This is a genomic window from Plantactinospora endophytica (genome assembly GCF_016862915.1).
Taxonomy (GTDB): domain Bacteria; phylum Actinomycetota; class Actinomycetes; order Mycobacteriales; family Micromonosporaceae; genus Plantactinospora; species Plantactinospora endophytica.
Window position 1 is genome coordinate 1 of the sequence record NZ_BONW01000035.1, and the last position, 18,922, is coordinate 18,922.

Below are 18,922 nucleotides of genomic sequence, written 5' to 3' on the forward strand. Positions count from 1 at the left end.
GGTGAGCGCGCTCGGCGCCGGCCGGGACGGGCAGGTGTGAGGTGAGTGTGCTTGGCGGCGGCCGGGGCCGGCAGGTGTGAGTCGTAGGGTCCGAGGAGAGTTCGGAGTGGTCGGAGAAGGTCGGGAGGCAACGATGCGTACCCAGGTCGGGATCGTCGGGGCGGGGCCGGCGGGTCTGCTGCTGTCGCACCTGCTGCACCGGGCCGGTATCGACTCGGTGGTGCTGGAGTGCCGCAGCCGGGAGTACGTCGAGCACCGGATCCGGGCCGGCGTACTGGAGCAGGGTTCCGTCGACCTGCTCCGGCGCAGCGGGCTCGGCGAGCGACTGGACCGGGAAGGGCTCCGACACGAGGGCATCGAGCTGCGGTTCGGCGGCGCCGCGCACCGGATCGCGATGACCGAGCTGACCGGCCGGGCGATCACCGTCTACGGCCAGCAGGAGGTGGTCAAGGACCTGATCGCGGCCCGCACGGCCGTCGGTGGTGACCTCCGGTTCGAGGTCGAGGACGTACGCCTGGACGGGCTCGACTCGGACGCGCCGGTGATCCGGTACCGGCACCAGGGCCGCGACGAGGAGTTGCACTGCGATTTCGTCGCCGGCTGCGACGGCTCGCACGGGGTGAGCCGGCCGAGCGTGCCGGCCGGGGTGCTGACCGAGTACGACCGCAGCTACCCGTTCGCCTGGCTCGGAATACTCGCCGCTGCCCCACCGGCGACCGAGGAGTTGATCTACGCCCACCACGAGCGGGGGTTCGCGCTCTACAGCATGCGCTCCCCCGAAATCTCCCGGCTCTACCTCCAGGTCGACCCGGAGACCGACATCGCGCAGTGGCCGGACGAGCGGATCTGGGCGGAGCTGCGAACCCGGCTGGAGACGGTTCCGGGTTGGACGCTGAACACGGGACCGATCCTGGAGAAGAGCGTCACCGGGATGCGGAGCCTGGTGGTGGAGCCGATGCGGTGGCGGCGGCTCTTCCTGGCCGGCGACGCGGTGCACATCGTGCCGCCGACCGGCGCCAAGGGGATGAACCTGGCGCTGGCCGACGTCACGCTGCTCGGCGACGCGTTCGCCGCCTGGTATCGCGAGGGCCGCGACGATCTGTTGGACGCCTACTCCGATACCGCACTGCGTCGGGTCTGGCGGGCCCAGCACTTCTCCTGGTGGATGACGTCGCTGCTGCACCGGTTGCGCACCGACGACCCGTACGAGGCGAAGTTGCAGCTCTCGACGCTGCGCTACGTCACCTCGTCCCGCGCGTACGCGACCAGCCTCGCGGAGAACTACGTCGGTCTCCCCGAGGTCTGATCAGCGAGCGGCGGCAACCAGGTTCGATCAGGTTTGGCAGTGGCGGCAACCAGGCCCGGTCAGGTGGGCCGGTGGCGGCAGCCGGGGCCGGTCAGGAGGTGGCGCCCACCGTGACGGGCTCCTGGGCCACGCTGCGGCCCCGACGACGGGCGAGTGCGGCGTCCAGGGACCAGCGTCCGCCTCCGATGGCGGCGACCAGCAGGAACGACCAGCAGAACAGCGCGGCCGTCTCGCCGCCGTTGTTCAGCGGCAGCAGCCCGTCGGGCTGGTGCACGACGAAGTACGCGTACGCCATCGAGCCGGAGCAGATGATCGCGGCGGGACGGGTACTCAGGCCGACCAGCACCAGCAGTCCGCCGACGAGCTGGATGACGGCGGCGTACCATCCGGGCCAGGTGCCGAGCGGGATCGCCTCGCCGGTCCCCCGGTTGCCGCCGAAGATCCCGAACAGGGAGGCGGCGCCGTGCAGGGCGAACAGCAGGCCGAGCACGATCCGGAACAGGGTGGTCACGAGGTCGGTGACACGGGCAGTGGACATGGGACACTCCTTGCGACTGGCAGTAACAGTTGTTGGGGTCCCACGGCGAAGCCACGTTATCCAGTCGCATTGATGACTGTCAATACTTGTTCATAGAGCCTTTACAATCCTCACCTACGGTCGACCGCAGCTCCTGGATAAAAGGCGAGGCTAACGCGTCGCGCGCAGTTCAAATTGGAACAGCTCCAATTTCAGTCAATCGTCGGGGCGCCCGGTCCGGCACCCGTCGATCCAGCGGCGCCGACGTGGATCGTCACCTCGAAGCGACGCGCCGGGCGCTCGGCCGTCTCCCAGCCGCGCCGCAGCACCAGCCGCAGCGCCGTCCGGCCGGCGCCGGTGGCGGTGAAACGCAGTTGCCTCGTCCCGACCCCGCCCAGCCCCTCGTGCTCGGGCCGGAACGAGTCCCCAGACGGGGCGAGCACGGCGGTCTCCACCGCGTCGAGCTGCCACCGATAGCCGGAACTGGGAGTCTCGGCGAGCCGGACGACGAGCAGGTCTCCCAGCGCCGCCGGGTACGACCGGCCGCCGTCCGCCTCGGTCAGGTCAAGCCGCGCCACGCCGGACCACCGCCGTCCCCGGACCCGGCCGGCGACTCGCCCCGGCCGGTCAGTGCGGCAACTCGACCGCGCAGCACGCCTCTCCCTCGTTCTGGAGCAGACCGTCGAAGTCGCTCCGCTTCATCTTGAACCGGCCGCCCCAACCCCACGCCTCACCCCAGGCGTTCTGGAACAGATAGGCGTCCTCGGACTCGATCCGGTCGAGCATCAGATAGCAGTGCCCGCCCGCCCCTTTACCGGTCGGCTTGACGAACCCGTTCTCGTCCGGCTTGAACATGTCGGCCGTCCAGGCGGTACCCACCACGATCGAACCCTGGTTGTCGATCCAGTCGTCGATTTCCGCCAGCGTACGCGCGAACGCGAAGGCGGCGAGCCGGCCCCGCTCCCGGACTGCGAGCGCGCCGGAGCGTACGGTCGAACCGTTCTCCTTGCCCGGCTCGCCGTCGATCACCTTCGCCTCGTAGTAGAGGGCGTGCCCGTCGGCGTTCTGGTACGTCCCGGCGACCGGCATGGCATCCACCCAGCCCGCCCAGCCGAACCCGACGCAGTGCCCGGTCTGTCCCTGGTCGAGTTGGACACTCAACTCCCAGGCCGGCGCCTTGTCCCGGACCACCTCCGGGGTCGCCTTCGGCTGCCGCTGGGTCCGCAACCAGCGCCAGAAGACCAGGTACGCCCGCCAGTCCGAGAAGTACGGCGTCTCGGTCAGGATCTGCTCCACCGTCATCTGCCGGATCGACTCGGCCGGCTCGGCGATCTCCAACAGGCGCGGGATGTCCCAGTCCCGGGCATCCGGCCGGTAGAGCCGGCCGAGCAACTGCGGGCCGGGGGTGGCGCTCGCGCTCATCTCCGGCGGATCCACCGCGAAACGTCTGTCCTGCTCCATCGACTCGCCTTCGACCGGGCCCTGACGGGCGGCTGGATAACGGCGCACTCCTCGTCGAGTCCGCACCGGGCCGGAGCGGCCCGCCGTCGCACCGCCCGGTGGACCGGGACCGGTACTGCCCCGCCGGGGCCGCCGCGCCATCCATTCTGCGCCCCGCCGCCAAGCCGCCGGGTCCGTTCCACTGAGTCGGGCCGACGCGCCGGGCACGTACGCTGCCGGTGTTCCATTGACCGGCAGCGGTCTCCGCTACACCCGTGGACCGGTCGCGCCGCCCGTGCGGGACTGCTCGTACATTCCTTCGAGGCTCTGTCGACCGCAACCGAACCGCAGTGCCTCGACTGCCCCGAGCGGGTGACGGCTGGAAGCCGACCCGGCCGTTCCCGACCCCGACCCGCCCTCACTGCGACCATGGACATCCAGATCCCGGCCCTGGCCTGGCAGGGCATCGGCGCCGACCGGTAAGCCATGATCTCTCAGGGGCGCGCGCTGACGCCCGGCGTCAGCGATACGTCAGCGCCCTATAAGGCCGCCCGAGAAGAGTGGACATCATGCGGGCAGGCAAAGCGGCAAATGGTGCCCGGACGTTCTCATGACGGTGTCCAGTGCGATGTGTGCCGAGCGGGCGGGCCACGGGAGTCGGTGAACCCCCGGTCGTGGCACTCGTCGGTGCTCGGGGAGGCGACGATGACAAAATATGACTCCGGCGAGAGACTCGGTGCGAAACTTCAGGAATTCGTCCGAGCGGCCAATGGCGAGTTACCGATTGTGGAGGCAGCGTTTCGACGGGTCCTCGACAAGCTCCAGAACTCGCAATACATGATGAGCACCGCCTTCTTGCGTCACCCGAACTTCGGAGGGGGTGGCGGCGACAAGCACACGGCCGTCGTGGAGCAGTTCGCAGAAACCATCGCGGAGTGCGTGAGCAAGGCCGAGGAGCGCGTCAGCCTGACCGGCGATGCCTTGCGTCTTGCTGCCCAGGAGTATTCCCGGGCCGATGACGGCGCGCGCACGGAGCTGCAGAAACTGATGCGCAACGACTACACGATGAACAAGGCCAACGAAAGGCGCGATATTCCCAACATCGAGCTTCCATTGTAGAGGACACGATGAGCTACGAGGTCGAGCTGCGGAACAAGGCGCACCAGATATGGAAGAAGTGCGTGGAGTGGGCCGAGAAGATGCAGAGCAAGGAAGACCAGCCCAGCCCCCCACTGGATGCGGGCCAGCGGGCGGAGATGGCGAGCTGGAGTCAGATCCCCGGCCTGTTCGAGCCGTTCGCGCAGCTACCCGATCCGGATAGCGGCGCATTTCAGACGATGATCGAAGATCTTAAGGCGGCGATGGGCGAGCTGTCCGACGGGAAGATCATGCCCCACGACAAGCCCAACAAGCAGGGCGAGCAGATTCCCATGGTCGGCGACATGGTGCACATGGACATACGGAATCTGATCGACGGGTGGACGGGCAGCGCATCGCAAGCCTTCATCGAATTCTTCATCAAGCCCTTCCCCGCCAACCTGCAGAGTCAGTTCATCGCGGTTCACACGCTGCGCAGCGCGATCCAGGCGTACCAGAGCGTTTGGCGGAGCGCTCGCAAGGACGCCATGGAGGTTGCGGACAAGACCCTTGACTCGCTGGAATCCAACTGCAGTGCCGGCCTCAGCGCCTCCGTGGCGCTGACGGTAGTGGCCTCGGTCGCCGGGGTCGGCACGGCGTTCGCCAGCGGTCCACTACTCCCCGGCGTACTGGTCCTGCAGGTAATCGCCGGCACAGCGCAGGTCGGAGCAGCCGCAAGCCAGGAGAAGAAAACAGAGATCACCATATCGGGAGCCGATCCGTTGGTAATCGTCCCCAAGCTCCGCCAGGCACTGACGAAGCTCCAGGAGTCCATCATCGAGGAGCAGGACGAGGTCCTCAAGGTTACACAGGAGAACCTGAAACGCCTTGGGGCCGGGAAGGACGCATTGATTCCCAAGGAACCGCAACTACACAAGGTCACCAGAGGCAACGTCAGGGACATAATTGGTAATTCGTACTGAGTCAGGAGTGCGCGATGACGATGAGGCTGGGCGAGCGCATCGACATGATGGTGGTCACGGCGTCCACTCCGGACAGGAGTATCAGCGCCGAACTGTTCGACCGGGACCAGGTTGTGCTGCGCTTCGAGCCGGGCTACTACCGCCGGGTCGACGAGCACGCCCTGGAAAACCAGCTTGCCGCGTTGGCCCGGATACTCTGGGCACATCGGATGCGAGAGTACTACGCTATTCTCAGCGATCTGGCCGACACGCAGATCACCGGCGAGCCGATGCCGAGGAATGAGGCCCAGGTCGAGTTCCTGGAGCGTCGTGATGACATCACCGCAAGAGGGGTGTCCGGCGACGGCCGCATTTCCATCTCCGTGACAGGTATGCAGCAGTGGAAGGTACACATTCAGGAAGGGACTCTTCATCGACTGCCGGAGAGCGGGTTCACCCAGGCCGTCCGTGAAGCCGTGAAGCAACTTCTGGACGACCAGATGCGACAGATCACCGTACTCAAACTGGAGTTGGGCGAACGAATGGGGTAGGTCGTTACCCGCCTGATGACATCGTCTGTCCGCAGTTCAGCGGCGGAAGGCGATGGCGAGTACGACCGGGTTCGACTGTCCGCTCCAGGTACAGGTGAGCGACGGGATTGCGGCGGACGGTGGCCGAATGTAGAGCTCGAGGCAGCGCATGACCGACAGGATCACGGGAGCGGTGACGATCGTGGTGATCAGGTCACTGTCCATGACACCGCCCAGCCCCTCGATCACCGGCATGTCGCCGGTCGCCTCGACCGTCGAGGCGATGGCCATGGACGGTGCGCGGCGTTCGAGCCGGCCGTCGATCTCCACAAGTTCCTCGGCCTGCTCGGTGCCCGCGAGGACCGCGCCGGCCAACGCGGCGGCGTAGACCGGGTCGCCGCACGCGTCGTAGATCCATCGCCTTCCCAACACGGAGTGCTCGGAGGTGCCGATCAGCCAGTCGTCGCGGCCGGGCAGCGGCGCGCCACGGTAGGTCAGCGGTACATGGACAATCTTCTCAGGGCCGACGCTGACCAGCATCGTCTCGATGCCGACCTCGCCCGCCGGGTCGTCGAACCGGAAAGCGGCCACCCGGGTGAGCTGCGGCGCCGCTGGTCCGGGATACCACCGGCGCTGGGGCAACCAGCCGGCGATCAGTTCAAGCTTGGTGGGGTTCAGGTCCGCTCGATGCAGCAACGCCATACATCGATCCTCGCAGGCGCTGCCGCTTCGCAGCACCGCGCGAAGCTTGGTAAGGATCTCGTGTGACGGGAGAGCCTCCGGCTGGTGCGGGTCCTGGACGACCAACACTCGGACCGGAGGCTCTCCTCATGTCAAGATCACGCAGCGGGGCTATGAACTCCTGGCCCGGTACACCTAGTTGGTCGCCAGGTCGGCGCAGCCCTTCTCGTCAGGCAGCAGCGGACGCAGGCTGACCTGCCAGCGCTTCCCGTCGGAGGTCCACGGGGTACGGGTGTTCGCCTTGGTGGCGGCATCGAGCAGCGCGGTCGCCTCGGCACCGCGTACCTCGACGCAGCCCTGGTCGGGGCCGGACGCCGGTGGTGACCCCGGCAGGGCCGGACCAGGCCACTTGATCTCAGCCGAGGCGGCCAGCCCGTTGTCGTCGGCCTGCCACGGGATCGCCACCGCCGCGACCGCCTCCGCCTCGTACGGCTGTGGTTGCCCTGCCTTGTCCGCTCCCAGCGTCCCGGTCAGGTTGGTGAGCGCGGCGAGCAGCTCCTGCAACTTGGTCCGGGCTGCCCGCTGCGCCTCGGTCAGCCCGGCCGCCGCCTCGTTGTTACCCTCGGCGAGCCCGTAAACCTCCAGCACCTCCTTGCCGGACCCGGACGACACGGTGAACCGGGTCGACGGGACGTCGGTGACCGACGGTTGGCCGAGGTCGATCTTCTCGCCAACGCCGGCGGCGCGGGCCCGCTTGATCAGCGTGTCGACGTCCTCGGCCGCGATCCGGTTGAGCTGGAGGTTGGGCAACGCCGGCCCGGGATACATCATGGTCTGCGGCCCCTCGGTGATGACCCGCCCGTCCGCGTAGACGGTCACCATCGGCACCCGGGTCAGCAGGGTGGTCGGCGCCACGTATCCGCCGACGTGCTCCACCCGGAGCACCACCGCGTTCGGGTCGGCCGGGCCGGCGTTTCCGCCCGACCCGCCGCCCGATTCGTCACTACCCGATCCGGAGCCCTCGCGCGCACAGGCGGCGACCAGCAGAAGCAGTACGCCGACAGAGGTTATCCGGACAGCTCGCCACGTTCTCATGGCAATCAGACGGGCCGGTGGCCCGGTCGGTTCCGCCCCACCGCACCCGTCACGGTCAGGCGAACGGGTGACGGCGGCGAGTCAGCCCTGCCGGGCAGCGAGGCTCACGAAGGCCCGCCACGCCTCCGGCCCGAAGGTCAACACCGGACCCGCCGGATCCTTGCTGTCCCGTACGGCAACCACGCCGGGCAGGTTGTCGGCCACCTCGACACATCCGCCACCGTTGGTGCCACTGCGCGTCGACTTCCGCCACCGGGCGTCACTGAGGGGCATGCTGGCTCTCCACTTCCTTCAACAGGGCGAGCGACAGGCTCTCCGGCAAGGCTACGCCGCGCACACCCTCCCAGCGCCGGAGGAACGTGGCGATGCCCTCCTCGTCGCCGACGACAAAATCGGTGATCTGGTTCTCGATGTTCCCCACCCAGTTGCCGTCGGCGGACCTCGCCAGGGAGAGCTGCCCGTTGAGGCCGACGTGCAGCCCGGCGTCGGCGGGGATGAGGTGCAACTGGACATGGGGCAGCTCGGCCATCCGCAGCAGATGCCTGAACTGCTCGGCCATGATGGCCTCCCGGACGCGCAGCGCGGACTCGTCAATGACGGCGATCACCAGGGGCGGCTGATCGCGGGTCAGAATCTCCTGCCGTTCGAGCCGGGACGCGACCAGCTTCTCCACCTCCGCCTCCGACCGAGTGGGTTCGAGACGCAGCACCGCGCGGGCGTAGTTCTCGGTCTGGAGCAGGCCGGGGATCAGGGTGGGGTGGTAGTTCCGGAGCTGCGTGGCGGCTCGTTCGGCGTCCAGCCAGCGCTTGAACCAGGTCGGCTCGCTGTCCCGCTGTGCCGCCTTGAGCAGCGACATGAACAGGCCGCCGGTCTCCAGGATCTCGTCGGCCCGCTTGGCGTACGGCATGTCGATCTGCCGGGTACCGGTCTCCACTGCGGACACCGTCGAGGCCGAATAGTTGGCCCGTTTGCCGAACTCGTCCTGCGACACGCCGCGCAGGGCTCGCTGCCTGCGGAGCTGGTCGCGGATGAAGGCGAATGCGTCCTCGTGTCCCATCGATCCTCCAGAGCTTTCGTCTAGATCACCAGGTGTCACCGGTCGCCTCCGACCATCCACCAGATCAGCACCGTGACCTGCTGGATCGCCTTTCTACCCTAGTGCCGTCCATACCAGAGTGTCACCCAGCGGAACTGCTCGGTGACCGCCAAGCGCCCGGGTGGAACCGCCTCGGGGCCGGTCCCATCCCCCGCCCGGGGACCGGCCCCTTCCCCACTCCCCCGAGGAGGTTCTGATGAAGAGGCTGCTCCGGCTCCTGAGCGGACCCCGGCCCTACCACCGCCGGGACTGGCGCCGGTTCTGGCGGTACTGCCGCTGCGGCTGGCACTGGCGCTGCCCCGACTCGGTCGAACTGGTGCCCATGCCCTACCAGTCACCGCCGCCGATCGGCGCCCGGATGCCCAACCGCCCGCCTCGGTGGGACGAGCCGGCCCGCCCGCACCTGGGCAACGGCCGCTCGGGTGGACCGACGCCCGCGCGGAAGCATCGGACCCGGGCGTGACCCGGTGATCGGCCCGCAGGAACGGTGGCGCAGGCACGTACCGGCCCACCCGTCGTACCGCTGCCGGATGTGCGCCGATCCCTGGCCTTGCCAGCCCGCCCGGCTGGCGTTGGCGACCGCGTACCGCGACGATCGGGTCGGCCTGATGGTGTACCTCGGCGTGCACCTCGCCCGCGCGCTGCGCGAGTTGCCGGACACGCATCCCGCACTGCTCGCGGGGCAGATCCTCTACTGGGTACCCCGCCGTCGCTGACTGCCCGACCGCAGTCGGCCGGACATAGTGGTCCGGCGGTCGACCGTAGCGCTCCGGTCGACCGCCGGACCTGCCAGCCGGGTCGGCGGGTCCTTGCGGCTCGCCGTCGGGGAGGGGACGGCCGCCGTCGGCCCCGACCCGCCGCCCGCTGGTCGGGGAAATGTCAGTTCACGCTGCCGGGCCCCGGCCGCCGGCCCCGGGTGGAGACGAACTGGTACGACAACGACGCGAACGTCGGATCGTTGGCCAGTTCCCGGAATCCCTGCAACTGCGTCGGAGAGAGTCCGGTGGCGAGCAGCTTCGGTTCGAGTTGCCGGGAGTTCGTCTCGTGCAGCGAGGCACCGGTCGAGCCGCCCGGCCAGCTCTGCGAGTGGGTGATGGTGTCCACGTCGGTCAGCCCAGCCAGCACCATCTCGGTGTGTACGTCCTGCGCCCACGCCAGGTCCGCGCCCCGGTCCTGGAGGATGTCCAGGGTCGCCTCCATCACCTGCTGGAAGAGCTTCGCCGCGTCGTCGGTCGGCGCGGCCAGCACCCGCAGCCCGGCGGTGCAGTCGAACTCCTCCACGACCAGCCAGCCGCCCGGGGCGAGCGCACCGATCAGCTCGGCCAGTACCCGCCGTCGCTCGGGCAGGTGCAGCAGGACCAGCCGGGCATGGATGACGTCGAACGGGCCACCCTCCGGCGCGCCGGTCCGCACGTCGTGCTGGCGTACGACGAGGTTGTCCTCACTGGACAGTCGGGACGGCTCGATGTCGGTGGCGATGACCAGGCCGGTGGGGCCGACGACCCGGGCCATGTGCCGGGCGATCGAGCCCCCTCCGGCGCCCAGTTCCCAGCACGTCGCTCCGGGGGTCAGCACCGGGGCGAGCCGCTCGGCCGTTATCGGGTCGAGGAACGACTCCAGCGCACGCATCTGCGCCTCTGCCTCGGGAGAGCGGTTGTCGAACGCGTAGCTGCTCTTGACAGGGGTGGCAGTCACGATCGGTTACCTCCTTCGTAGTGATCTGTGACGACGACCCGGCCACGCGTCATCGCGCGTCGGCACCGGAGAAACATGGGGGTACCGGTGCGGACACGGAGTCAGCGAGGTGACGGGCGTCGGGATCCGACGGGCGTCAGGGTGCGGATGAGGAAGGGGATGTGGTTGTGGCGGAGCTGGTGGGATGTACCGAGGAGTCGGAGTTCAGGACGAGTCCGTCCGGGCCTCCCGTTGGCCCGGGGCGGGCGGAGTCGGGCCCGGTCCGGGCCGTGGGCTCCTGACCGGGCGGGATCGGTCCGGTCCCGTCCGGAGTGGCCGCGCCCGCCACACTGAGTACCGCCTCCACCGGGGCGGGGTCGGCGCGCACGGCGGCCGTCGAGTCCGCGAAGACCAGCCGGCCGTAGTCCAGCACCGCGATCCGGTCGGCGACCTCGATCGCGTGCTGGAGCTGTTGTTCGACGAGCAGGATGCACAACCCGGCCCCGGCGAGCCGGGTCACCAGGTCCCGGACCCGGGCGGCCAGGTCCGGAGCGAGCCCTTCACCGGGTTCGTCGAGGAGCAACACCCGGGGCTGGGTGAGCAGGGCGCGGGCGATGGCGAGCATCTGCTGCTCGCCACCGGAGAGCTGGTTACCCCGGTGGTCCAGCCGTTCGGCCAGCCGGGGCAGCAGCTCCAGCACCCCCGGGACCGTCCAGTTCGGACCGGAACGGGACGCGCCCCGGCGGCGCAGCGAGGCGGCCAGCGTCAGGTGCTCCGCCACGCTCAGTCGAGGGAACACCCGGCGTCCCTGCGGCACCAGGCCGACCCCGGCCCGGGCCACCCGGTGCGCGGGCCGGCCGGCCAGGTCCGCGCCGTCCACCGCGACGATTCCCCGGTACGGCCGCAGCAGCCCGGCGACGGCGTGCACCAGGGTGCTCTTGCCCGCGCCGTTCCGGCCGACCAGCGCCTGCACGCTACCGGCCGGCACGTCGAGGTCGACGTCGTGCAACACGGTGCCGCCGTCGTACCCGGCGGAGAGGCCCCGGATCCGCAGCATCACCGCACCGCCTCGGCGTACGCCCGCCGGACCTCGGGGGCGTGCCGGATCTCGTCCGGCTCGCCACTGGCCACCAGCCGGCCGTCGTGCAGCACCGTCACCGTGTCGGCGAGTGCGTACACCAGGTCCAGCCGGTGTTCGACCAGCAGCACCGACACCTCCCGGGGCAGTTCGGCCAGCAGCCCGGCCAGCCGGCGTACCTCCACACCAGACAGTCCGGCGGCCGGCTCGTCGAGCAGCAGCAACCGGGGCCGGCCGGCCAGCGCCATCGCGATCTCCAACTGGCGCCGCTGGCCGTGCGACAGGTGCGCCGCCGTGGTCGACGCCGTGTCGACCAGTCCGACCTGCTCCAGCAGCGCGGCGGCCGGCTCGGCCAGCCGGCTCCGGAACCGTGCACGGCTGCGGACGCCGCGGAACCCGCCGACCTGCTGCCAGCCGGCGACCACGACGTTCTCCAGTGCGGTCAGCGACGGCCACACCGCCGGGCGCTGGTGGATCCGGCCGATGCCGATCCGGGCCCGGCGGGCCGGGCCGAGCCGGGTGACGTCCCGCCCGTCGAACCGGATCCGGCCGCCGTCGACCCGGGTGGCCCCGCCGATCAGGTCGAGCAAGGTCGTCTTGCCGGCGCCGTTCGGGCCGATCAGGGCGTGCCGCTCGCCGTCCGCGATCCGCAGGTCCACCCGGTCTACCGCGACCAGCGAGCCGTACCGCCGGACCACCGCCTCGGCGCTCAGCAGTGCCGTCATGGCGTCACCTCACCGGTCGACGCGTTGCCCGTCGACGCCCTGCCGGTCGACGCCTTGCCGGTCGACGCCTTGCCGGTCGACGCCTTGCCGGTCGACGCCTTGCCGGTCGACGCCTTGCCGGTCCGGCCCGGCCGGTCGAGGTTCGCGCTCGGTCCCGTCATGGCAGCTCACCGCCGTGCCCGGTGGACCGGTTTCCCGACGGACCGACCTGGAGCGGCGCGACGCCGACGGGTTCGCCCCGGGACGGGCGGCCCTGGATTCCCGTCCCGGGGCGATCCCCCGGCCCGGTCCGACCCCGCGAGCGGGACCTGACCAGGCTGGCGAGTTCGGTCGAGAAACCGGCCACGCCACGGGGGAAGAGATAGGCGGTCAACACGAACAGCCCGCCGAGCAGCAGCGGCGCGTACCCGGGCAGCAGGCCGGAGAGCCAGTCCCGGACCGCGATCACCAGTGCGGTACCGGCGATCGCGCCGCCGATCGAAGTCGCGCCACCGATCACCACGCCGAGCAGCAGCAGGGCGGCGACGTCGAAGCCGAAGTCGGCCGGCGAGACGTACTGCTGTGCGGTGATCAGGAGTGATCCGGCCACTCCGGCCACCGCTCCGGCCCCGACGAAGGTCACCGCGAGGTAGCCGGTGACCCGGTGTCCGGAAGCCCGCATCCGCGCCTCGTCGTCCCGACTGGCCCGCAGCAGCAGACCGGCCGGCGTACGCAACAGCATCACCATGGTCGTTATCACCACCCCGACCACGACCAGCGTGTACAGATAGCGTGCCCGGTCGCTGGCCAGCGGAGCCATGCCCCAGACGGGCTGGATCGCGGGGATTCCGGCGAGCCCGTCGGTCCCTCCGGTGACCGAAGTCCACCGACCGGCGGCGGTCACCGTCAGTTCACCGATGGCCAGGGTAATCATCAGGACGACCACGCCTCGGGCGTACACCACCAGGGGAACGGTGAGCAGGGCGAAGATCGCGCCGGTCGCCGCACCGGCCAGCACCTGCACCACACCGATCGTGGAGACGTGCATGGCGACCAGGGCACCGGCGTACGCGCCGGCCGCGTACGGGCCGGTCTGGCCGAGCGTCGGCAGCCCGGCCAGCCCGGTCAGCAGAGCGACGCTCACCCCGACCAACGCCAGCACCAGCGTGCGGGCGAAGAGCGAGGTGGTGTATGCGTCCACCGACCAGGGCAGCGCGACCGCGACGACCAGCAGTCCGGCACCACCGGCCCGGAGCAGCCAACGCCGGGCGGCCGGGGTCACGCCGTACCCCCGGCCCGCAGCCGCAGGAACCGGCCGGGCAGCCCCCGGGCCCGAACGGCGAGCACCAGCGCCATCGCCGCAAAGAGCAGGAACGGCGCGAAGGTCGGCGCCAGCGCCACCCCGAGACTCTGGATCTCGCCGACGGCGAGGGCGGCCAACAGGGTTCCCTGGACCGAGCCGAGACCGCCGAGCACCACCACGACCAGGGAGAGCAGCAGCACGGTGTCGCCGGTGGTCGGTGCCGGGCCGATGATCGGTGCCCCGAGCACCCCGGCGGCCCCGGCCAGCGCACCGGCCGCGGCGAGCACGCCGAGCCGGATCCGGGCCGGGTTCACCCCGAGACAGGCCACCATGTCGGCGTCGTCGACCGCCGCCCGGACCAGCATGCCGGCCCGGGTCCGGGCCACCGCCAGCCAGAGCAGCACCGCGATCAGCGCGGCCACCCCGATGAAGACCAGCCGGTACGCCGCGTAGCGGTAACCGGCCACCTCCACCGAACGGTCCAGCGCCGCGGGAATCCGTACCGGAAGACTGTCCGGACCGAACGCGGTGACCAGCAGCGCGCCCCCGCCCAGCGCGACGCCGAAGGTGAGCAGCGCCTGGGTCAGGTGGTCCCGCCGGGCGACCGGCGCGAGCAGGCCCGCGAGCAGACCTCCCGCACCGGCCGCCGCCAGCGTCCCGACACCCAGGGCGAGCAGCAGGCTGCCCCAGCCACCGTCCATCAACCCGGCGGCCAGGTACGCGCCGATCGCGTACAGCAGGCCGTGTGCCAGGTTGAGGATGTTCGCGACGCCGAAGCAGAACACCAGCCCGGATGCCGCGACGAAGAGCAGCAGTCCGTAGGCGACGCCGTCCAGCGCCGGGATCAGGTACGGGTCGACCGGGCCGAGGACCGGTGCCGCCTGTGGCATCATCCGCCCACGGTCGCCAGGTCACCGACGACGGTGTTGGACAGCGCCCGGCCGTCCTGCCGGACCTGCCGCAGATACCACTTCTGCACCGGCGAGTGGGTCGTCTTGGAGAACTGCCAGGTGCCGCGTGGGCTGTCGATCTGGCCGAGCCCGGCGATCGCCTTGTTGATCGACTCCGCCGTCGGGTTGTCGCCGGCCGCGCCGATCGCCTTGTCCAGCACCGCCGCCGCGTCGTACGAGGCCATCGCGTAGGTGGTCGGCGAACCGTCGTGGTTCTCCTTCCAGGCGGCGACGAAGGAGCGGTTCTCGGCGTTGTCGAGGTCCGGCGAGTAGTTGAGTACGGAGTAGATGTTCCGGGCCGCCTCGCCCTGGGCGTTGAGCACACCGCCCTCGGTGAGGAAGCCGGCGGCGTACAGCGGCAGGTCCTTGATCTCCGACTGGGCGTACTGCTTGACGAAGTCGACGGCGGCGGTGCCGGCGTAGAAGGTGTAGACCGCCTCGGCACCGGACGCCTTGATCTTCGCGAAGTACGGCAGGAAGTTGGTGGTCTGCGGGAACGGTGTCCACAGTGTCTTGCCGTCCGGGTTGGCGAGCTTGCCGCCGACCTCCTTGAAGGTGTCGGTGAAGCCACGGAGCTGGTCGTAGCCGCCCTGGTAGTTCGGGCCGATGGCGAAGACCTCGCCCTTGACGTTGTCCCGGACGTACTCGGCGATCGCCGCGCCGGTCTCGTCGGAGAGGTAGGAGGTGAACCAGGAGCGGGAGACGTCCTTCAGCCCGGGGTTGCCGTTGGAGCCGACGAACGGGATCTTCGCCTCGGCGAGCACCGGGGCGACCCCGGCGACCGACCCGCCGCCGACGATGCCGGTGAGCGCCTGCACCCGGTCCTGCTTGATCAGCTTCGTCGCGGCGGGTACGGCGGTCTGCGCGCCGTTACCCTCGTCGGCGACGATCAGGTCGATCTTGTGTCCGCCGAGCTTGCCGTCGTGCATCCGCAGGTACAGCTCGAACCCGTCACGGATCTCGGTGCCGACGGCCTCGTACGTGCCGGACAGCGAGGCGAGCAGACCGATCTTTATCGTGCCCGGCGTGCCGCCGGCGTCCTCGCCGCTGTTGCAGGCGCTGCTTGCCACGGTCAACCCGAGGGCGAGCAGCACGCCGGTCAGGGCGCGACGCCGGCTCGTACCGGTGGGGAAAGGCATGACTTCTCCAGTCGAGGGGGTGAGGAAGGTTGTGGGGAAGATGTGGTCGTGGTGGTGGCCGCCGGGCTGGCGACGGCGGCCGGGAGGTGGCCGGGGCGCCGACCCTCGCGAGGACGGACCCGGGCCACCCGGCGGTACGGCGCGACGGTCCGGCGGAGAGGCTCCGGACCGCCGGCCGCCGGACCGTCAGCGGCGTCCCTGTGCCACCGCGGCGCGGGCCGCCGGTGTCAGTACGTCTCCAATCCGGTTCGCCAGTTCCGTCATCTCGTAGGAGACCTTGCCGACGTCGCAGTTGGGCGCGGCGAGCACCAGCAGCGAGGCACCGTCGTTGAACGCCATCGAGAACATGAAGCCGCCCTCAAGCTGCGTGACGTTGGAGATCACCGCGCCCGCCTCGAAGAATCCCGCTGCCCCCCGCAGCAGGCTGACCAGGCCGCTGCCGGTGGCCGCCAGTTGGTCGGCCCGGTCCGGCGGCAGGTTCCGGGTGGACGCCACCATCAGCCCGTCGGCGGAGATGGCGATCGCGTGACTGACCTCCGGGGCCCGTTCGACGAAACTGTCCAGCATCCAGCCGAGATCTCGTTGGTTCACGTATTACTCCCTGTCGCGTCGCTTGTCGCCGAGGCGTTCACCAACTTGGGACGGCGGGCGGCCACACCCCGGGCGTAGGCGGCCATCGCGTTGGCCACCTCGGCCGGGTCGCGGTGCTCCGAGACCGGCTGCTGCTCCGGAGGCAGCGCGACACCGCCCGGCACGAGGTGCCGCTGCGGCTGCCGGATCGGGAGCCCGGACGGAGTGGTGCCGACGATGTCCGGGTTGGCCAGTCCGGTGGCCGCCCGCCATCCGTCGTCGCCCCGGGTCTGCCAGCCCGTCGCGGCGTAGCCGCCGCCCGTACCGTTGGAGCCGTCGGTCCCGCTCGGCCCGGCATCGGTCGGAACGGCACCGCTCGGCGCGGGGCCCGGAGCGCCGACCGGGACCGGACTCACCGGCGCCACCGGGATGTTCGCGCCGTTGCCCGGTCCCACGCCGTTGCCCGGACCTGCGCCGTTGCCCGGACCCGCCGCGACCTGACTGCCCGACCGGTCGGTACGGAACCAGTTGTTGACCTGCTCGAAGATGACCAGCTCCTGGGTCGGGTCGTCGCCCCGGTCCGTCCGCTGCGCGGCCGGGCGGAACACCGACGCGGCCGGCAACGCCCGCTCCGACGCCTGGCGACGGGCCGGACCGTTCGGAGTGACCGCCGGGGCGGCCGGTACGGCAGTGCCGCGCACCCGGCCGTCGGGCATCGCCGTCAGCCGGCCCGGTGCCAGCAGTTGGTTCTCCGGCGGTACGGGACGGATCAGCGGGCCCGGCAACGAGACCTCGGCGATGGTGCCGAGCTTCGGGCCGGGGCGCAGCTCGACCGCCACCCCGAGCCGGCCGGCGAGCTGGCCGACCACGACCAGACCCATCGCCCGGACCGCCGCGACGTCGGTGGCCGGTGGCCGGGCCAGCAGGTCGTTGAGCTGGGCAAGCCGTTGCAACGAGAGCCCCACACCCTCGTCGCTGACCTGCACGATCACCCGGTCGCCAAGGCTGCGTGCGGTCACCCACGCCTCGGTCTCCGGCGGCGAGTACGCGGTCGCGTTGTCCATCAGCTCGGCGAGCAGGTGCACCACCTCGTCGACCTTGTCGGCGGCCACCGCCACGTCCGGGTCGACGACGCCGATCCGGACCCGGGTGTAGTGCTCGATCTGCGACAGCGCCGCCTGCACGACCTTCTGCATGGGTACGTCCTCGTGGCGTACCCGCCCGACGCCCACCCCGCCGAGCACCAGGAGGCTGGCGTTGATCCGTCCCATCCGGGTCGCCAGGCTGTCCAGGGTGTAGAGCTGCTGTAGCCGTTCCGGGTCGGTCTCGTCCCGCTCGACCCGGTCCACCTGGGCCAGTACCGCGTCCACCAGGCGCTGCTCGCGCCGGCTGAGGTGGACGAAGATGTCGGCGGTGTTGGCCCGCATCACCGCCTGCTCGGCCGCGGTACGCACGGCCGCCTGGTGCACGGCGGTGAACGCCTGGCCCACCTCGCCGATCTCGTCGCCGCTTGTTGCCTCCAGTGTGGAGACGGACGCTCGGGCGAGGGCCTCCGGATGGATGCCGGCGCTGTCGAGGCTGCGCAGTTCGGCGACCATCGCCGGCAGCTCGGTGTAGGCGACGGAGTGCGCCGCGTCCCGCAGTCGCCGCAGCCGCCGGGTGATCTGTCGGGCGACCGCCCAGGTCACCAGTACGGTCAGCAGCAGCGCGACCGCCATCGCGGCGCCCTCGGCGATCGCCCGCCAGCGCTGCTCCACCCGGGCCGCGTCCACCTCGGCCAGTACGGCGGCGTCGACCCGCTGCTGCACCTCGAAGAGCCGGGCGGCCCAGCCCTGGGTGGCGCCGATCCAGGCGTTGGTCTCGACCTCCAGCGGCGCGCCGATCTCGGCCCGGGAGACCTGGTCCTGGAGGCGTTGCAGGGTCAGCGCCTCCTTGCCACTGCCGGCCTGCTCCCACCACACCTGCCACTCGCTCGGGGCGAGGCCGAGGAAGGCGAGGCTGTTCTCGGTGAAGCCGGTCCGGGCGGCGGTGATGTCCTGCTGCATCGCCGGGGTCAACTGCCCGGCGGCGATGGACCGCAGCACCGCGACCTGTTGCTGGCCGAGCGCCTCGGCGGTCTTGGACAGCGCGGCGGCGGCCCGGATCCCGTCCGCGACGTCGGCCGAGACGACGCCCTGGGCGATCGACTCCCGGTACGCGAGCAGGTCGGCGATGATGATCCGGTAGCTGAACGTGGTGGCGGAGACGGCCGCGTGCGCGGCGGTCCGCACCTGGGTGCGCAAAGGTGCCAGATCGGCCAGCGCGTTGTCGATCCGGGCCAGCACACTGTCCGGCCCGCCGACCGACGCCGGGGCGAGCGCGCGTTGGCGCTGGTAGCGGGCGACGATGTCGTCGGTCTCGCCGGCCTGCCGGGCGTAGGTGTCCTGCTGTCGGGGCGTGGCGGCGGTCAGCAGGTCTGCGGCGGCGGCCCGTTCCCGCTGGAGCTGGTAGGCCAGTCGGCCGGCCTCGGCGCCGAGCTGCGCCAGTACGCCGAGGTCGCTGGCCTGCTCCGCCTGCCGGGCGCTGTCGGCCAGCGCCAGCCCGGCGAACCCGACGACCGCCACCAACGGTGCGGCCACGATGATGCGCATCCGAGAGGCGATCTTCCAGCCACGAGGTCGTACGGGCTGGGGCCGGGCCGCGTGGGATCGGGTGGACGTGGCCAAGACTGACTCCCACGGCTCGTCATCGAGGGGATCTGCATCTTGCAGTTAGCAAGTCCCATTGCGCCGGACAGGAAGGACGGATAACAGGGTTAACC

General features: G+C 70.5%; 22 protein-coding genes. 6 read left to right on the plus strand and 16 right to left on the minus strand.

Annotated features, from left to right (window positions below; all coding sequences use genetic code 11):
• Positions 1 to 133 precede the first annotated feature (133 nt).
• On the plus strand, positions 134 to 1,306 hold the full coding sequence (locus tag Pen02_RS30655) for a 4-hydroxybenzoate 3-monooxygenase (RefSeq protein ID WP_203869635.1): 1,173 nt from the start codon (positions 134 to 136) through the stop codon (positions 1,304 to 1,306).
• 91 nt (positions 1,307 to 1,397) lie between these two features.
• Here the strand turns inward: Pen02_RS30655 and Pen02_RS30660 are convergent, their stop codons facing one another.
• The 3 genes from Pen02_RS30660 to Pen02_RS30670 form a co-directional block, all read right to left on the minus strand.
• Positions 1,398 to 1,844 (minus strand): DoxX family protein, encoded by a 447-nt coding sequence (locus Pen02_RS30660; RefSeq protein WP_203869636.1) that lies wholly within the window; start codon positions 1,842 to 1,844, stop codon positions 1,398 to 1,400.
• 191 nt (positions 1,845 to 2,035) lie between these two features.
• Positions 2,036 to 2,401: a protease inhibitor I42 family protein gene (locus tag Pen02_RS30665; RefSeq protein WP_203869637.1), complete on the minus strand. Its 366-nt coding sequence runs from the start codon at positions 2,399 to 2,401 to the stop codon at positions 2,036 to 2,038.
• A gap of 49 nt (positions 2,402 to 2,450) precedes the next feature.
• The gene (locus tag Pen02_RS30670) at positions 2,451 to 3,284 is read right to left on the minus strand and encodes a C1 family peptidase (RefSeq protein ID WP_203869638.1); all 834 of its coding nucleotides are present in this window, start codon (positions 3,282 to 3,284) and stop codon (positions 2,451 to 2,453) included.
• Positions 3,285 to 3,968: 684 nt separating this feature from the next.
• Here Pen02_RS30670 and Pen02_RS30675 point away from each other — a divergent pair.
• Genes Pen02_RS30675 through Pen02_RS30685 form a run of 3 tightly spaced genes read left to right on the plus strand, consistent with a single transcriptional unit; the run spans position 3,969 to position 5,853 of the window.
• Positions 3,969 to 4,382, plus strand: a complete 414-nt coding sequence (locus Pen02_RS30675) for a hypothetical protein (RefSeq protein ID WP_203869639.1) — start codon at positions 3,969 to 3,971, stop codon at positions 4,380 to 4,382.
• Positions 4,383 to 4,390: 8 nt separating this feature from the next.
• The gene (locus Pen02_RS30680; RefSeq protein ID WP_203869640.1) at positions 4,391 to 5,323 is read left to right on the plus strand and encodes a hypothetical protein; all 933 of its coding nucleotides are present in this window, start codon (positions 4,391 to 4,393) and stop codon (positions 5,321 to 5,323) included.
• A 14-nt stretch (positions 5,324 to 5,337) separates the two neighbouring features.
• Complete coding sequence (locus tag Pen02_RS30685) at positions 5,338 to 5,853, plus strand: hypothetical protein (RefSeq protein ID WP_203869641.1); 516 nt, start codon at positions 5,338 to 5,340, stop codon at positions 5,851 to 5,853.
• Between the two features lie 36 nt (positions 5,854 to 5,889).
• On the opposite strand, the gene Pen02_RS30690 is transcribed toward Pen02_RS30685, so the two are convergent.
• The 4 genes from Pen02_RS30690 to Pen02_RS30705 all read right to left on the minus strand — a co-directional run bounded on the left by Pen02_RS30690 (position 5,890) and on the right by Pen02_RS30705 (position 8,665).
• Positions 5,890 to 6,570: a CG0192-related protein gene (locus Pen02_RS30690; protein ID WP_307837748.1), complete on the minus strand. Its 681-nt coding sequence runs from the start codon at positions 6,568 to 6,570 to the stop codon at positions 5,890 to 5,892.
• A gap of 138 nt (positions 6,571 to 6,708) precedes the next feature.
• Complete coding sequence (locus Pen02_RS30695; protein WP_203869642.1) at positions 6,709 to 7,608, minus strand: hypothetical protein; 900 nt, start codon at positions 7,606 to 7,608, stop codon at positions 6,709 to 6,711.
• 81 nt (positions 7,609 to 7,689) lie between these two features.
• Entirely contained in the window at positions 7,690 to 7,881 is a 192-nt protein-coding gene (locus Pen02_RS30700; protein WP_203869643.1) for a DUF397 domain-containing protein, read from the minus strand.
• Positions 7,868 to 8,665, minus strand: a complete 798-nt coding sequence (locus tag Pen02_RS30705) for a helix-turn-helix domain-containing protein (protein ID WP_203869644.1) — start codon at positions 8,663 to 8,665, stop codon at positions 7,868 to 7,870. Before Pen02_RS30705 ends, Pen02_RS30700 begins: the two co-directional genes overlap by 14 nt.
• A gap of 235 nt (positions 8,666 to 8,900) precedes the next feature.
• On the opposite strand from Pen02_RS30705, the gene Pen02_RS30710 reads away from it, so the two are divergent.
• Both Pen02_RS30710 and Pen02_RS30715 read left to right on the plus strand, forming a co-directional pair.
• Complete coding sequence (locus Pen02_RS30710) at positions 8,901 to 9,167, plus strand: hypothetical protein (RefSeq protein ID WP_203869645.1); 267 nt, start codon at positions 8,901 to 8,903, stop codon at positions 9,165 to 9,167.
• Positions 9,168 to 9,234: 67 nt separating this feature from the next.
• The gene (locus Pen02_RS30715) at positions 9,235 to 9,420 is read left to right on the plus strand and encodes a flavin reductase (RefSeq protein ID WP_203869646.1); all 186 of its coding nucleotides are present in this window, start codon (positions 9,235 to 9,237) and stop codon (positions 9,418 to 9,420) included.
• A gap of 163 nt (positions 9,421 to 9,583) precedes the next feature.
• Here the strand turns inward: Pen02_RS30715 and Pen02_RS30720 are convergent, their stop codons facing one another.
• The 9 genes from Pen02_RS30720 to Pen02_RS30755 form a co-directional block, all read right to left on the minus strand.
• A complete protein-coding gene (locus tag Pen02_RS30720; RefSeq protein ID WP_203869647.1) occupies positions 9,584 to 10,399 on the minus strand; it encodes a class I SAM-dependent methyltransferase in 816 nt (271 codons plus the stop codon).
• A 136-nt stretch (positions 10,400 to 10,535) separates the two neighbouring features.
• Positions 10,536 to 11,435, minus strand: a complete 900-nt coding sequence (locus tag Pen02_RS42110) for an ABC transporter ATP-binding protein (protein ID WP_239141567.1) — start codon at positions 11,433 to 11,435, stop codon at positions 10,536 to 10,538.
• Positions 11,435 to 12,181, minus strand: a complete 747-nt coding sequence (locus Pen02_RS42115; RefSeq protein ID WP_239141569.1) for an ABC transporter ATP-binding protein — start codon at positions 12,179 to 12,181, stop codon at positions 11,435 to 11,437. Before Pen02_RS42115 ends, Pen02_RS42110 begins: the two co-directional genes overlap by 1 nt.
• Entirely contained in the window at positions 12,178 to 12,342 is a 165-nt protein-coding gene (locus Pen02_RS30730) for a hypothetical protein (RefSeq protein ID WP_203869648.1), read from the minus strand. The genes Pen02_RS42115 and Pen02_RS30730 overlap by 4 nt, the downstream gene beginning before the upstream one ends.
• On the minus strand, positions 12,339 to 13,442 hold the full coding sequence (locus Pen02_RS30735) for a branched-chain amino acid ABC transporter permease (RefSeq protein WP_203869649.1): 1,104 nt from the start codon (positions 13,440 to 13,442) through the stop codon (positions 12,339 to 12,341). Before Pen02_RS30735 ends, Pen02_RS30730 begins: the two co-directional genes overlap by 4 nt.
• On the minus strand, positions 13,439 to 14,356 hold the full coding sequence (locus Pen02_RS30740; RefSeq protein WP_239141571.1) for a branched-chain amino acid ABC transporter permease: 918 nt from the start codon (positions 14,354 to 14,356) through the stop codon (positions 13,439 to 13,441). Before Pen02_RS30740 ends, Pen02_RS30735 begins: the two co-directional genes overlap by 4 nt.
• Complete coding sequence (locus tag Pen02_RS30745; protein ID WP_203869650.1) at positions 14,353 to 15,552, minus strand: ABC transporter substrate-binding protein; 1,200 nt, start codon at positions 15,550 to 15,552, stop codon at positions 14,353 to 14,355. The genes Pen02_RS30740 and Pen02_RS30745 overlap by 4 nt, the downstream gene beginning before the upstream one ends.
• A 186-nt stretch (positions 15,553 to 15,738) precedes the next feature.
• Positions 15,739 to 16,119 (minus strand): roadblock/LC7 domain-containing protein, encoded by a 381-nt coding sequence (locus tag Pen02_RS30750; RefSeq protein WP_203869695.1) that lies wholly within the window; start codon positions 16,117 to 16,119, stop codon positions 15,739 to 15,741.
• 20 nt (positions 16,120 to 16,139) lie between these two features.
• Positions 16,140 to 18,752, minus strand: a complete 2,613-nt coding sequence (locus Pen02_RS30755) for a sensor histidine kinase (protein ID WP_203869651.1) — start codon at positions 18,750 to 18,752, stop codon at positions 16,140 to 16,142.
• Positions 18,753 to 18,922: the final 170 nt, after the last annotated feature.

Bases quoted from the DNA above. Each gene is read 5' to 3' on its own strand.
- Pen02_RS30655 (WP_203869635.1), top strand. From the start codon at position 134: ATGCGTACCCAGGTCGGGATCGTCGGGGCGGGGCCGGCGGGTCTGCTG.
- Pen02_RS30660 (WP_203869636.1), bottom strand. From the start codon at position 1,844: ATGTCCACTGCCCGTGTCACCGACCTCGTGACCACCCTGTTCCGGATC.
- Pen02_RS30670 (WP_203869638.1), bottom strand. From the start codon at position 3,284: ATGGAGCAGGACAGACGTTTCGCGGTGGATCCGCCGGAGATGAGCGCG.
- Pen02_RS30675 (WP_203869639.1), top strand. From the start codon at position 3,969: ATGACAAAATATGACTCCGGCGAGAGACTCGGTGCGAAACTTCAGGAA.
- Pen02_RS30680 (WP_203869640.1), top strand. From the start codon at position 4,391: ATGAGCTACGAGGTCGAGCTGCGGAACAAGGCGCACCAGATATGGAAG.
- Pen02_RS30685 (WP_203869641.1), top strand. From the start codon at position 5,338: ATGACGATGAGGCTGGGCGAGCGCATCGACATGATGGTGGTCACGGCG.
- Pen02_RS30695 (WP_203869642.1), bottom strand. From the start codon at position 7,608: ATGAGAACGTGGCGAGCTGTCCGGATAACCTCTGTCGGCGTACTGCTT.
- Pen02_RS30700 (WP_203869643.1), bottom strand. From the start codon at position 7,881: ATGCCCCTCAGTGACGCCCGGTGGCGGAAGTCGACGCGCAGTGGCACC.
- Pen02_RS30705 (WP_203869644.1), bottom strand. From the start codon at position 8,665: ATGGGACACGAGGACGCATTCGCCTTCATCCGCGACCAGCTCCGCAGG.
- Pen02_RS30710 (WP_203869645.1), top strand. From the start codon at position 8,901: ATGAAGAGGCTGCTCCGGCTCCTGAGCGGACCCCGGCCCTACCACCGC.
- Pen02_RS30715 (WP_203869646.1), top strand. From the start codon at position 9,235: ATGTGCGCCGATCCCTGGCCTTGCCAGCCCGCCCGGCTGGCGTTGGCG.
- Pen02_RS42110 (WP_239141567.1), bottom strand. From the start codon at position 11,435: ATGCTGCGGATCCGGGGCCTCTCCGCCGGGTACGACGGCGGCACCGTG.
- Pen02_RS42115 (WP_239141569.1), bottom strand. From the start codon at position 12,181: ATGACGGCACTGCTGAGCGCCGAGGCGGTGGTCCGGCGGTACGGCTCG.
- Pen02_RS30730 (WP_203869648.1), bottom strand. From the start codon at position 12,342: ATGACGGGACCGAGCGCGAACCTCGACCGGCCGGGCCGGACCGGCAAG.
- Pen02_RS30740 (WP_239141571.1), bottom strand. From the start codon at position 14,356: ATGATGCCACAGGCGGCACCGGTCCTCGGCCCGGTCGACCCGTACCTG.
- Pen02_RS30745 (WP_203869650.1), bottom strand. From the start codon at position 15,552: ATGCCTTTCCCCACCGGTACGAGCCGGCGTCGCGCCCTGACCGGCGTG.
- Pen02_RS30750 (WP_203869695.1), bottom strand. From the start codon at position 16,119: ATGCTGGACAGTTTCGTCGAACGGGCCCCGGAGGTCAGTCACGCGATC.
- Pen02_RS30755 (WP_203869651.1), bottom strand. From the start codon at position 18,752: ATGCGCATCATCGTGGCCGCACCGTTGGTGGCGGTCGTCGGGTTCGCC.